Source organism: uncultured Aquimarina sp., assembly GCF_947492965.1.
Classification (GTDB): Bacteria; Bacteroidota; Bacteroidia; order Flavobacteriales; family Flavobacteriaceae; genus Aquimarina.
Window position 1 is genome coordinate 511,080 of the sequence record NZ_CANLOZ010000005.1, and the last position, 14,019, is coordinate 525,098.

Here is a 14,019-nt window from a genome sequence, read left to right on the forward strand (position 1 = left end):
TAACTAAGAATATTTTATCAAAAGAATCTATATCCAAAATATGGCAACATTTTTGTCGTTTCATAAATATAGTGTTGTAAACCCCTTGATATATGAAAGTACGATTTTCAATTTTTCTAATAGCTTTAACTACTATTTGTTTAGCGCAAGAGAAAGAAGAAAAAGAATATAATTCTGCTGTTGTTAGAGTCAATCGTTTTATCGAAGGTACTTTAGCTACACCATACTCAGATGACAAGGTTCCATTAGTGATTTTTATAATGGATGCGGGCGCTATTAATAGAGAGGGAAATGACCGAATGTCTAAAAATGATGCGTTCAAATTATTAGCCACTCAATTGGCAAAGCAAGGTGTAGCTTCGTATCGATATGACAAACGGCTTTTTAAAATTGATGCTTTCGGCATACGTGAAAACGAAATATCGATAGATCATTTTATAGAAGATGCTGCTGCGGTAGTATCCTATTTTCAAAAAAATGGAAATTATACCAAAATCATTATCGCTGGGCATGGACAAGGATCTCTAATAGGTATGATTGCAGCAAAAAATAATGTGGATGGTTTTATTTCTATTGCAGGAAATGCACAATCTATTGATCAAATTGTTGTGCAGCAACTAGAAAAACAAGCTCCTGGTCTAGATAAAAGTGCTGCTGTAGCTTTTTCTGACCTTAAGGAAAAAGGAAGAGCAATGAATTACGATCCAGCTCTAGAATCCATCTTTGGGTATCAACTACAACCATTTATGAAGTCTTGGTTAAAATACACTCCTTCTGAAGAAATCAAAAATTTAGACATTCCTATACTCATTCTGCAAGGTGACAAAGACCTTCAGGTAGAAGTTTCTGAAGCGGAAAAATTAAAAGAAGCTGTTCCTAATGCCGAATATGTTCTTATAGAAAATATGAACCATATTCTCCGTGAAATAAAGGGAAGTAGGTTAGAAAATCATAAATCTTACAACGAATATTGGCTAGAAATTATGCCTGAAGTGACAACAGCTATTGCAAGTTTCGCAAAAAAATAGCTACCTTTAGAAAAAAGAATCGCTAACCTAATCCTTCAGAATTGAATTCACCTAGTATTGTTTTTTCTGACATTGACGGTACGCTGTTAAATGCAGAAAGAGAGCTTTCAGATTTTACTATTTCAGAAATAAAAAGAATTAAAGACAAGGTTCCTGTAATACTGATTTCCTCAAGAATGCCGAGTGCCATGACTCATTTGCAAAAAGAGTTAGACATTACTCACTTGCCCTTAATTTGCTATAATGGCGGTCTTATATTGGTTGATAACAAACCTATTCATTCAACATTTATAGCCCCTGAAGTCATTCATGAATTACACAATTTTAATAATGAAAATTCTTTTCATATAAGCCTATACCATAACGATGATTGGTTTGTTCCGTCTATGGATTTTTGGGCAAATAGAGAAGCTCAAAACACCAAAGTAAATCCTGTAGTAAAACCAACCAAAGAAGTTATTGACAATTGGAAGGTAGAAAATAAAGGTGCTCATAAAATCATGTGTATGGGCGAGGAAAAGTACATTGATGAAGCGTATCATTTTTTAGAAAGCAACTACAGTAATTCCTTACATCTTTATAGATCCAAACCTACTTATATAGAAATTGCTCATAAAAGTATTTCAAAATTAACGGCTATTGAGTTATTATTAGATACTCATTTCAAAATTTCACTATCTGATGCTGTAGCTTTTGGGGATAATTATAACGATATTGCTATGATAAAAGCTGTTGGTACTGGAGTGGCAGTGGCAAACGCAAAACCTGAGACCTTAAAAATTGCTGATGTAGTTACTTTATCTGGAAAAGAAGATGGAGTAGCAACCTATATTAAAAACCATATCTAATACTTGTGCTAAGAAAAATTAAATCAATTAGAGCGTTTGTTCTCTGCTATTTGCTATTCGTAATTGCTATTGGTTGTAAATCTGTGGAGCCAACAGTAAAACTGGATGTTACCCCAGTTATTGCTTCATTAGATTTAGTAAATATCATTGAAGATAAAATTCAAGTTGAGTTAAAGATTAGCAATATAGAAACCGATACTATTAGTTATTATTTACCAAAAATTGTTCCTGGTACTTATCAAAATAATAATTATGGAAAATATGTAGAACAATTCAAAGCTTTTGATATTGATGATAATGAACTTGATGTCGAAAAACTTGGTGATAATAGATGGAAAATTAGCAACTCTAATTCCTTAAGAAAGATTACCTATCTGGTAAATGACACTTTTGATATTGAAGAAACTCATCAAGTTTTTTCTCCTACAGGAACGAATATTTCTCCGAATGAAAATTTTATCCTTAATCTCTATGCATTCATTGGATATTTTGATAAAATGAAAGAGAAAAAATATAATCTCTTCATTAAACACCCTATTGATATGGAAGCCTCAACTTCTTTATCAGAATATTCACCAAAAGATCCTCCGAAAGGGGCAACCTACGATACGGATCTTTTTATTTTTAAAAGATATGCAGATTTGGCAGATTCTCCTATTATGTATACTGTTCCAGATCGAGTAACTTTTAACATTAATGAAATAGAGGTTTTATTAAGCGTATACTCTCCCAACAGAGTTCACCGAGCGGCACAGCTGATGCCTCAAATGGAAAGAATGATACGAGCCCAAAAGAACTTTCTTGGCTATATCAACACCACAAAAAAATATAGTGTTTTACTGTATCTTTCTACTGCTAAAAATGGTGATGCAAAAGGTTTTGGTGCTTTAGAACATAATACTTCCACTGTAGTCGTGTTACCAGAATCTATTCCTTTAGAAAAATTAGATGAATCATTAACCGATGTTGTTTCTCATGAGTTTTTTCATATTGTAACACCGTTAAGTATTCATTCTGAAGAAATACATGATTTTGATTACAACACTCCTAAAATGTCCAAGCATTTATGGCTATATGAAGGAACTACGGAATATTTCTCTTTATTATTTCAAATAAATCAGGCTCTTATCGGTAAAGAAGTATTTTTCGAAAGAATACTTGAAAAAATTAATAACTCTAAAAACTTTGATGATACTCACTCTTTTGCCGAAATGAGTAAAAACATATTACAAAGCCCTTACTTAGAAAACTATCGGAACGTGTATGAAAAAGGTGCACTCATCTCCATGTGTATTGATATAATAATGCGTGAAAAAAGTTCTGGAGCTTATGGCATTTTAGATTTGATTAAAGGATTATCAGGCAGGTTTGGTAGTGAAAAACCTTTTAAAGATGATGAGTTAATTGAAATTATTAAAGAGGTTTCATATCCAGAAGTTGCTGATTTTTTAAATGCTCACGTGATCAATAACATACCTATCGATTATGGTTTTTACCTTAAAAAAGTTGGTTTAATTTATAATTCGGTAGAAATCCCTTCAGGTTATTTCATTCATGAACAAGAGCCTTTTATTAAAGGATCTGAAAGCACAAAAAAAGTTATGTTCACCGAAGGGGCAGAACGAAGTAACTTTCTTAGAAAAGTAGGCATTAAAAAGAATGATATCTTACTAGGAATTAATACAAAAGAATATTCGATTAAAAATATCTATGATCTGTTTAGCGATTCTAACAAGTGGAAAGTTGGAGATGACATTTTATTTACTATAGAACGGAATAATCAAGTACTTAAATTTAATTCTAAAGTAATTACGCCAACAATAGAGAAAGTGATTCTAAAGGAGAATCCAAATGCAACCACCCAACAAATTTCTACCTTAAAAAGTTGGATTAACGACTAGAGTGATACTATATCTTTGTGTTAATTTCAAAAATTGTATTTTGCAACACATCTCATAAAATGAACTCACTCTATGGAAAATATTCCTTTTTTCACTAACGACACTATTGTTTTTGGAATCTTACTATTATGCCTTGGTTTGGTATTTTACACATCCTCGATTAAAACGGGCTTTTGGCAAAAGTTTTACAAATATATCCCTGCTTTACTCCTTTGCTATTTCTTACCTGCAATTTTTACTTCTTTTAATATCATAGCTCCTAAATGGGAAGAACTTGATGCAAATGGAGAGGCCATCAAAAAATCAACAAATGTATACAACGTTGCTAAAAATTATTTATTACCAGCTTCGTTAGTTCTCATGACACTAAGCATTGATTTAAAAGGAATATTTAATTTAGGTCCTAAAGCTCTCATCATGTTTTTTACTGGTACCGTAGGTGTTATTATTGGTGGTCCCTTAGCGATTTTAATAATCTCTACATTTTCTCCTGAAACTGTTGGTGGTGCTGGATTTGATGCCGTATGGAGAGGTCTATCTACACTAGCTGGTAGTTGGATTGGTGGTGGTGCTAACCAAGCTGCTATGCTAGAAATCTATGAATATAATCCTGACAAATATGGTGGCATGGTACTGGTAGATATTGTCGTAGCACAGATATGGATGGCATTGTTACTTATCGGAATAGGCAAGAGTAAAAAAATTGATCGATGGCTAAAAGCAGATAGTAGCGCTATAGAATCATTAAAAGAAAAAGTTTCTACCTATGCAGAAAGTATCAAACGAAATCCAACTTTATCGGATTATATGATTATGCTTTCCATCGCTTTTACTGCGGTAGGTTTGTCTCATTGGGGAGCAGGAGGAATTTCGAAGTTTTTATCTAGCAATTTTGAAATTTTTAATGATAAAACATCCGCTTTATCTTCTTTCACATCTCCTTTTTTCTGGATGATCACAATAGCAACAGCAATTGGAATTTTACTTTCTTATACTAAAGCCAAAAAATATGAAGGAGCTGGAGCAAGCAAAATTGGAAGTATCTTTATTTATATTCTCGTTGCTACTATAGGTATGAAAATGGATTTGACTCAAATATTTAAAAATCCCGGATTAATTGGAATCGGTTTGGTCTGGATGTTTATCCATGTAGTATTATTAATTATTGTAGCTAAAATTATTAAAGCCCCTTATTTTTTCCTCGCTGTAGGTAGTAAGGCAAACATTGGTGGTGCAGCTTCTGCGCCAGTCGTTGCCGCTGCTTTTCACCCTTCACTTGCTACTGTGGGTGTATTATTAGCAGTTTTTGGATATGTAGTAGGAACTTATGGAGCAATTCTATGTACAATATTGATGCAAATTGCTTCGGGAAGTTAGTTTTTCAATTGAATTTATAGCATCTTTGTACACCATTTTTAAAATTAAAAAAACCTTAATGCAACGAATTTCTGTTATTTTGCTTTTAAGCATTTTATTTTTCTCTTGTAGCACCCCTAAAAAAGAAGGAAACGTTTCAATCTCTGGTACCGTAAAAGGACTAAAAAAAGGAACTTTATATCTACAAAAGATACAAGATACGATTTTAGTAAACCTAGATTCTTTAGTTATTGAAGGGGATCCACAATTCGCGTTTCAAACTAATGTTGAAGAACCAGAAATTCATTATTTATTTTTAGACAAACACGATGGAAGTCAGTACAATGATAGAATTGATTTCTTCGCAGAACCTGGCCAAATTACCATTAACACTTCTTTAAATGGTTTTGAAAAGGACGCTATCATCGCAGGTGGTAAAAACCAAACCAAATTGGTAGAATACAACAAAATGAATAAGAGATTTAAGGACAGAAATCTTAGAATCATTAAAGAAGATTATGAAGCCAAAAAGCAAAATGACGAAGAGAAACTAGCTGAAAATGATATTGCTTATAAAAACTTATTACGACAAAAGTATCTTTACACTATCAATTTTGCAATTAATAATCGAAAGTTAGAGGTAGCTCCTTACGTTACACTTCATGAAGTTTTTGATGCGAATATAAAATATCTAGATACTGTGGTAAATTCTTTATCTCCAAAAGTAAAAAAATCGCTTTATGGAAAACAACTTACCGAATATTTAGATGAGCGAAAAGCTAAAGAAGCCCAAAGAACTGAGAAATCTCCAAACTAACCTTAGTTCTTTTAGTTTTCTGCACTAGAATTACAATTATACCTTAGGTATTTAACTTTATTACCACAATTGATTTAGAGCTTTTTTAGTTACCTTAACTAACTAACAATTAACTCTTTAAATCATGTTAAAAAAGATTTTAAATCTAAACGGGGCTCAAAAACTAGGTAAAAAAGAGCAAGAATCAATTTTAGGAGGAGGTCCGCGTCCAGGTGGAAGCAGATGCTGTGATCCTGCATTAGCTTGTTGTACAACAACCGATTTAGTTAATAATCCAGCATGTGGTGCGACCTATATTCCTGGTTGTTATTTTCATCCAGCTAATCCTACTTCTCCTATTCCTCCTTATTACACTTGCTGTATTTAAGGTTTAGAAGAACCTATTTTGGTAAAAAGACTCCAGACTTTTAGCTAAGTTTGGAGTCTTTGTTATTATACAACAATACATAAAATCTTATAGAAAAATGCTTTTAACCTTTTGTAACTCCTTATTATTCTTAGATATAAAAAAATCCTGACTTCATTAGAAATCAAGTTTTACACTTAAAGAGCCTATAGAAGAACTCCCTTCGACTTTGCTCAGGAAAGGCTTCTCGTCCCTTAAAAATTTCACAAACAAAAAAATCCTAACTTCATAAAGAAATTAGGATTTGCACTTAAAGAGCCGATAGAGGGACTCGAACCCACGACCTGCTGATTACAAATCAGCTGCTCTAGCCAGCTGAGCTATATCGGCAAAGCGGTTGCAAATATAATTTCTGTAATCAAATTTGCAAATACTTTTTTAAAAAAATTATAACGAATTTACTTTTTCAGCTAAAGACTTCGCTGTTTTTTCTAAATCTTCTCGAATTGATTTAAAATGTTGAGCAGGATTTTCTATGGATCTATCACTAACTCTAGTCATCAATGTATCAAAAGAGTTGATAGCTTCATCTATGATCTCCTCACCTGCTTTTTTATCCTTATTAGGATTACTTTCTTCCCAGATATAAACTTCCTCTATAATATCTCCTAATACGTAGTTAATATCCTTTTTGAGATTTCTTTTATTTGCCATTATTATAAATTTTGTACAAAATTAGTCTTTTCGACCATTAATCAAATGGTTTTTATTCTAAATATAGGTTTGCAAAAATTTTGCTTCTTTAGACACTACTTCTATTTCTTTTATTTCCGCAGGCACCAAAATCGTTTCCCCAACATTTATTTTCATCTTTTGTTCATTCTGAATAATCTCTGCACTACCAGCAACACACATATATATCACAAAAGAATCTAATGTCTCATGCGTTATTACTTTTTTCTGATCTATATCAATAAGATTTGTTATAAAGTATGGACACGCTACCAATGAAGTAATTTCATTTTTTTTAGAAGAATACGGAACCTTAGATTCCCTATCAGTAGAAAAATCTATAGCCTCTAATGCGTCTTCCTGATGTAGCTCTCTATAATTCCCAGCAGCATCTGTACGATCCCAATCATAAATACGATAGGTGATATCAGATGTTTGTTGAATTTCTGCTAACAATACTCCTTTTCCTATTGCATGGATTAAACCAGCATATACAAAAAAAGTATCTCCTGTAGTAACAGGTTCATAATGCAGTAATTCTTTGATCGTTTTATCTGCTACACTCTTTTCATATTCTTCCGGACTTACTTGCTTGTCAAAACCTATAATTAAATTAGAATCTTGATCGGCTTGGAGCACATACCACATTTCGGTTTTACCGAATGAATCATGTTTTACCTTGGCCAATTCATCATCGGGATGCAATTGCACAGAAAGATCTTCTTTTGCATCAATAAACTTGATCAATAACGGAAATTTAGTACCAAAACGATTAAAGTTCTTTTCGCCTAATATCCTTTTTGAATAGACTTCTAATAATTCTTTTAGTGTTTTTCCCTTAAAATGTCCATTAGACACTACAGAATAATTATCTTCAACATCACTTACCTCCCAACTTTCGCCAATATGGTCCCCTTGTTCTTGTTTACCAAGAATTGTATTTAGTTTGGAACCTCCCCATATTTTCTCTTTTAATATAGGCTCAAATTTCAATATGTAAAGTGAGTCTTTATCCATTTGTAATAGCTTTTACTATTCTCAACGCTTCTTTCATATGTTTTGATGCGCTAGAACTATTAAACTTTAGTTTAATGATACCGTTTTGGTCAATTACATAAGTTTCCCTTCCTGGCAGCAATCCGAACAAACTAGATTTAACTCCAAAAAGTTTTCTTAATTCACCTTTCCTATCTGACAAAAAAATAAAGGGTAATTTATATCTATTTTTAAATCTTTCGTGTGATTTTACACTATCAGAACTAATACCGATTACTTCGACTCCTTCTTGTTTGAAATCTTCATAACTATCTCTGAAGTCACAAGCTTCTTTAATACATCCTGGAGTAAAGTTCTTCGGATAGAAATAGATTACACATGGTGTTTTTCCTATAATTTCATTGCTATGGAAATATTCTCCATCATCTTTACTAGCCGTAAATTCAGGTATTTTATCCCCTAATTGCAAACCCATAGGTTATTATTTGCCATTATATATTACATAATTACGTGGGGTTTCGAAAAGTGTTACTTCGATATCGTATTTTAAATTTAGCTTTTTACGAAGTCGATTCCAAATTACGACAGCAATATTTTCTGCAGTAGGATTTAAATCTTTAAATTCTTCTACTTCTTCGTTAAGATTTTTATGATCCATATAATCTTCTACTTCCGTTTTGATATGATCTTTTAATACTTTAAGATCGATCAAATAACCGGTTTCGGGATCTATGTCACCAATAACAGCCACTATTAATTCATAATTGTGACCATGAAAATGGGGATTACTACACTTTCCAAAAATCTGATTGTTTTTTTCCTCGCTCCAATCTTTTCTATACAGTCGATGTGCTGCATTAAAATGAGCTTTTCTACAGGCTTTTATCCTCATAACCTTATATATTCATAAAACTTATCAAAAATGATCTTAAACCACGCTGTATAGCTTTCTGGATTGGTGGCTATATCTTTTTTAATATCGGCAATTGGCATCCATTTCCAATCTGCTACTTCTTCTGGGTTAATTACAGGATCATTTTCATAATGTCCTATCAATACGTGATCTAATTCATGCTCCGTAAGACCATTATCAAATGGAGCTTTATAAATAAACGAAATTGTTTCCTTTAAAGGAGTTACAAATCCCATTTCTTCTTGCAATCTTCGGGTTCCAGCCTCGATATTGTTTTCTCCTTCTCTTTGATGACTACAGCAAGTGTTTGTCCATAGTCCTGGTGAATGATATTTATGATGAGCTCTTTGTTGAAGCATTACTTCTTTTTTATCGTTCAAAACAAAAACCGAGAACGCTCTATGTAATAATGCTTTTTCGTGGGCTTCGAGCTTAGGCATTAACCCTAATTGCTCATCATTTTCATTCACTAAAATGACTTTTTCTTCTTCCATTTCTTAGTATTGGCTCAAAGCTACAAAATCATAAAAGCAATTCATAATCTATCTTTTTTTTGACAAAAAATAAACTATTGTTTAAGATTTAAAATGAAAAAACACCTTAAACTAGTAAGGTGTTTTTTGTAAACTGAAAATCTATTATTGATTTATATAGGGCTATTATATATTACTTAACAATAATAAATTCACTTCGTCTACTAAGTTGATATTCTGCTTTGGTACAGTTAGAATCGTTTCCACAATCATTTACGAGTTGTGTCTCTCCATACCCTTTACTTGTTAATCTATCCGCTGAAATTCCTTTAGAGATCATATATTTCACCGTAGATTTCGCTCTTTGCTCTGATAACCACATATTATAAGCATCGTCTCCATGACTATCTGTATGTGATCTCACGTCGATTTTCATATCAGGATATTGATTCATTACTTCAATCACTTTAGCCAATTCTACCGCCGCATCGGCACGTATATAAGATTGATCAAAATCAAAATAAATTGGATTTAATGATAATACTTTAGCCAAGTCATCTCCAACATTAGCTGTCTTCACTTTCTTCTCTAGTAATAGTGGAACATCCAACGTTTCTGTTTTTCCTGGTGTTTCTACTAACTTTTCAATCGTTGTGTATTCCTCTTTTTCTGCTCTCACAAAGTACTTGGAACTACATTTTACAACATGAGAATATGCTGCATCATCTCCGACAATGAAACTTTCTAATAAATTATTACTACTATCGTAGATAGAAACTTTTGCACCTGTTAATAATTCTTCAGTATCCTTATCCTTTACAACGCCTGCGATAGTAATCTCACAGAAACTCTTAAGATCCTCCAGCTGCAGAAAACTATAGATATCGTCTTTTCCTCTTCCTCCATCTCTATTAGATGAAAAATATCCTCTTTTAGACTCATCATCTACAATAAATGCAAAATCATCATCTGGACCATTTACTGGCTTCCCTATATTAACAACCAGCTTCTCCTCGTCTGTTTGTGGATTTAATCTGGTAACATACACATCTAAACCTCCCAATCCGATATGACCATCTGAGGCAAAGTATAAATCGTTATTTGAGCTAATAAAGGGAAATGTTTCTTTTCCCTCTGTATTGATTCGATTTCCTAAATTTTTAGGTTCTCCCAAACTTCCATCTGCATTGATCGCTACTTGATAAATGTCAGATTGTCCTTCTCCACCTGGCATATCTGATGAAAAATATAGGGTCTTTTCGTCAATACTTAAAGCTGGATGTGCAGTAGAATATTCATCACTATTAATCGATAAATTTTGAGGTGTAGTCCATCCTCCTTGAGTATTTTTGTAAGAACGATAGATTTTTAAACGATTGGTACCTTTTTTATCATTTCCATATCGTCTCCCATCATAATTATTTCTTGTAAAATAAACCGTATTTCCATCTTTTGAAAAAATAGGTGTTGACTCATGAAACTTGGTATTAAGTTTACTATCAAACTTTTCTATCTCTGACAACTCTCCATTAGTAGGATTGTATTCTGCTCTATATAAATCCAAGAAGGGCTCCTCATTCCATTGATGCACACTTTTCTTAAACAATAGCGTATCTCTAGAAGAACTAAATACAATAAATCGTCCAAAAAATGCAGAACCAAAGTCTGTAAACGAAGAATTTACAGATGAATTTTCTATTTCAAATCTTCCAGACTGAAAATCAATTCGTTTCAAATAATTGGGTTCATCTTGAAATAATTGAGCTCTTTGATCATCAGAACTTGTTTCTGCAAACTTTTTCATATATACATCAGCATCATCGTATCGTCCTACTGATTTTAAAGTCTGCGCATATCTGAAATAATATTCTGGCTCAACTTCGCTAGGATAATTTTTCACTAACTCTTCATACCATTTTGAAGCTTCTTCAAATTGACTATTGAAATAATAGCTATTTCCAAGGTTTTTGTAAAGATCAGCACTTTTATATCCTTTTTTAACAACTTTTAAATAGGTTTCCTGTGCGTCTATATATTCATATTTATCATATTGACTTTGTGCAGATTTCAACTTTCTATCCTGGGCTTGAGTAGCACTCAAAAATGAAACTCCGACAAAAACAACTAATAACTTGTGTAATATTCCCTTCATTTTATTTTGGTTGTATTTTAGTAAAAAATCGTTCTAAAACTTTACTACAGTTCTGAAGATTGATCTAATTAAGGTTTTAAAAGAAACGAGGTGTTAGCATTCTATTATATTTTCTAAACAATTCAAAACGTAGCATTACTTCATAACTTCCATCATTAAATTGTGTTCTTCCTAATTCGGTCGATTCTTTATCATATGCAAATCCAATCATTAAAGAATCTGAAATCTGGAAACCAGCCATGGCACTAAAAGCTGCACTCCATCTGTAAGCTGCTCCTAGTGTTAATTTATCATATAACAAGAAATTAGCTGATATATCTACCTGTAAAGGAGCTCCAAATACTAATTTAGATAATAATGCTGGTTTAAACTTAACAGTATCACTAAGATCGAAAACATATCCTGTTATCAAATAATAGTTAATACGTTCTTCTGCAATAAATGTTGATGAATCATTACTATTTACTGTAGCATCTTCATCGAAATGATTTGTCTCTAATAAATTAGGAGCACTCAATCCAGCATAAAACTTATCTGTATGATAATAGATTCCAACACCCACATTTGGACTAAATTTATTATCGATATTATTCTCAAAATTCGGGTCATTAATTTCGAACTGTGACAATCTTTGGAAATCTACATTTAGTAAATGCCCTCCCGCTTTTAATCCAAAACTTAATTTTCCTGTATCCGAAGTAGGAATCGTATAGGAGAAATCAATATCAAAGTAGGTTTCATCTGTAGGTCCAATTTCATCATTTACGATAGAGAACCCTAACCCAACTCGATTATTATCTCCTATTGGAGTGTTTAACGTTAAGGTTTGTGTTCTTGGGGCTCCATCCAATCCAACCCATTGACTACGATGCAACCCCATAATACTCATAACACCTCGGCTACCCGCATATGCAGGATTTACGCTTATCGTATTATACATATACTGGGTATATTGTGCATCTTGCTGAGCCGTAGCATAGTTCGAAACCAAACCAAATGCAATCAGCATAAATATTGTTAATAGTCTATTCATAAGTATCAATATTTGATTTAGGGAATAACAAATATACTATTCCAAATATAAATTTATCTGTTAATATACAAGTAACCTGCTTTATACGTATTTTCTCCTCTAGAATTTATGTATTCTAAAACATAGTAATATGTTCCTACAGGTAGTTTATTATTCTGAGCTATAGTAACTCTTCCGTTACTAATTCCTGTAAATAATTCCACTCCTGGTTGCATATATCCATCTTCTTCGAATACTTGAACACCCCATCTGTTGTAAATCCTTAACGTATTATCTGGGAAGCTATCTAATCCTACAATTATAAACTCATCATTTATACCATCACCATTTGGACTAATACCAGTATAGATTGTAATTGGATCATCAGGATCTGTAAACACTCCTTCGATAATTGTAACAGTTTCATCCTCTGCATCTCCATCACCATCGGTATCAACATCTGTTGTATTGGTAGGATCATCAGAAACATCAACCACATCATCTCCATTTGGATCTTGACCTGTTACTGTAGCCTGATTGATTACTTCTCCTGAAAGAACATCTTCTGCCGTTAACACGTAGGTAGCTGTAAATGTGGTCATATCAATCTCTCCTACTGCTAAATCAATAGGACCGCCAGTTATAACAATTCCTGGTAATGGATCTGATAATACAATATTGGTGATATCTACATTACCTGTGTTCTCTACTGTAAAAGTGTACTGAATCTCATCTCCAACATTAGGAAGACCATCATCATTTACATCTACATAGATACCTGTTTTAGTAAGTGCTAAATTAGGTAACTGATCAATCTCGGTAATCGTCTCATCATTGGTTGGATCATTATCGCCATTATCATCTACTAATTCATCTCCATTATCTGAAACATCGATCACATCATCTCCATTTGGATCTTCTCCTATCACAGTTGCGCTATTCATAACTTCTCCATTATTAATATCAACCTGTGTAATCACATATGTCGCCTGTGCAGTACCTTGCTCTCCTGGTGCCAATGTAGATGGAGTAATCGCTAGATTCATACTTCCGGTAAGAATATCATCGATAAAGATATTACTTACTGTTACATTACCTGTATTGGTAACAGTGAATGTATAGGTAATCACATCACCAACATTTGAACCACTAGCTACGCCTGTTTTTACTAATGTTAACTCAGGATCTTGTCCTAAATCAGTCTCAGTATCATCCTCTACATCTCCATCACTATCACTATCCGTAGTATCTGTATTGTCATTCGGATCATCAGATACATCCGTTACATCATCGGTATTCCCTGGACTACTTCCCGTAGCAGTAGCACTGTTTACAACAACGCCATTGTTAATGTCACTCTGCTGGATATTATAAACTCCTGTAAAGGTACTCGTATCACTCGCACCAACTACTAAATCTATTGGACCACCACTTAAACTACCATT

Annotated in this window: 14 protein-coding genes and 1 tRNA gene; 6 read left to right on the forward strand and 9 right to left on the reverse strand. The window is 33.0% G+C overall.

Going from position 1 to position 14,019, the window contains the following annotated elements; genetic code table 11:
• Window positions 1-92: 92 nt before the first annotated feature.
• The 6 genes from Q1B37_RS15870 (at window position 93) to Q1B37_RS15895 (ending at window position 6,317) form a co-directional block, all read left to right on the forward strand.
• A complete protein-coding gene (locus Q1B37_RS15870) occupies window positions 93-1,028 on the forward strand; it encodes an alpha/beta hydrolase (RefSeq protein WP_299900013.1) in 936 nt (311 codons plus the stop codon).
• Between the two features lie 41 nt (window positions 1,029-1,069).
• Window positions 1,070-1,876, forward strand: a complete 807-nt coding sequence (locus Q1B37_RS15875; protein WP_299900015.1) for a Cof-type HAD-IIB family hydrolase — start codon at window positions 1,070-1,072, stop codon at window positions 1,874-1,876.
• A gap of 5 nt (window positions 1,877-1,881) precedes the next feature.
• Window positions 1,882-3,777 (forward strand): peptidase M61, encoded by a 1,896-nt coding sequence (locus Q1B37_RS15880; protein ID WP_299900018.1) that lies wholly within the window; start codon window positions 1,882-1,884, stop codon window positions 3,775-3,777.
• 72 nt (window positions 3,778-3,849) lie between these two features.
• Window positions 3,850-5,154, forward strand: a complete 1,305-nt coding sequence (locus Q1B37_RS15885) for a DUF819 family protein (RefSeq protein ID WP_299900021.1) — start codon at window positions 3,850-3,852, stop codon at window positions 5,152-5,154.
• 58 nt (window positions 5,155-5,212) lie between these two features.
• Window positions 5,213-5,950, forward strand: a complete 738-nt coding sequence (locus Q1B37_RS15890) for a DUF4369 domain-containing protein (protein ID WP_299900024.1) — start codon at window positions 5,213-5,215, stop codon at window positions 5,948-5,950.
• A gap of 124 nt (window positions 5,951-6,074) precedes the next feature.
• On the forward strand, window positions 6,075-6,317 hold the full coding sequence (locus Q1B37_RS15895) for a hypothetical protein (protein WP_299900027.1): 243 nt from the start codon (window positions 6,075-6,077) through the stop codon (window positions 6,315-6,317).
• Between the two features lie 295 nt (window positions 6,318-6,612).
• Here Q1B37_RS15895 and Q1B37_RS15900 read toward each other — a convergent pair.
• The 9 genes from Q1B37_RS15900 to Q1B37_RS15940 form a co-directional block, all read right to left on the reverse strand.
• A tRNA-Thr gene (locus Q1B37_RS15900) sits at window positions 6,613-6,686 on the reverse strand.
• 57 nt (window positions 6,687-6,743) lie between these two features.
• On the reverse strand, window positions 6,744-7,010 hold the full coding sequence (locus tag Q1B37_RS15905; RefSeq protein WP_299900030.1) for a hypothetical protein: 267 nt from the start codon (window positions 7,008-7,010) through the stop codon (window positions 6,744-6,746).
• A gap of 57 nt (window positions 7,011-7,067) precedes the next feature.
• The gene (locus Q1B37_RS15910) at window positions 7,068-8,045 is read right to left on the reverse strand and encodes a type I phosphomannose isomerase catalytic subunit (RefSeq protein WP_299900033.1); all 978 of its coding nucleotides are present in this window, start codon (window positions 8,043-8,045) and stop codon (window positions 7,068-7,070) included.
• Window positions 8,038-8,499 carry a peroxiredoxin gene (locus Q1B37_RS15915; protein WP_299900036.1) on the reverse strand — a complete coding sequence of 154 codons (462 nt, stop codon included), beginning with the start codon at window positions 8,497-8,499 and terminating at the stop codon, window positions 8,038-8,040. The genes Q1B37_RS15910 and Q1B37_RS15915 overlap by 8 nt, the downstream gene beginning before the upstream one ends.
• A 6-nt stretch (window positions 8,500-8,505) precedes the next feature.
• The gene (locus Q1B37_RS15920; protein ID WP_299900039.1) at window positions 8,506-8,916 is read right to left on the reverse strand and encodes a 6-carboxytetrahydropterin synthase; all 411 of its coding nucleotides are present in this window, start codon (window positions 8,914-8,916) and stop codon (window positions 8,506-8,508) included.
• Entirely contained in the window at window positions 8,913-9,431 is a 519-nt protein-coding gene (idi, locus tag Q1B37_RS15925) for an isopentenyl-diphosphate Delta-isomerase (protein WP_299900042.1), read from the reverse strand. Before idi ends, Q1B37_RS15920 begins: the two co-directional genes overlap by 4 nt.
• 172 nt (window positions 9,432-9,603) lie before the next feature.
• Entirely contained in the window at window positions 9,604-11,562 is a 1,959-nt protein-coding gene (locus tag Q1B37_RS15930) for an OmpA family protein (RefSeq protein ID WP_299900045.1), read from the reverse strand.
• A gap of 76 nt (window positions 11,563-11,638) precedes the next feature.
• Window positions 11,639-12,595, reverse strand: a complete 957-nt coding sequence (locus Q1B37_RS15935) for a type IX secretion system membrane protein PorP/SprF (RefSeq protein WP_299900048.1) — start codon at window positions 12,593-12,595, stop codon at window positions 11,639-11,641.
• A gap of 53 nt (window positions 12,596-12,648) precedes the next feature.
• Window positions 12,649-14,019, reverse strand: a 1,371-nt coding sequence (locus Q1B37_RS15940) for a gliding motility-associated C-terminal domain-containing protein (RefSeq protein WP_299900051.1), incomplete at its 5' end; no start/stop codon positions are given.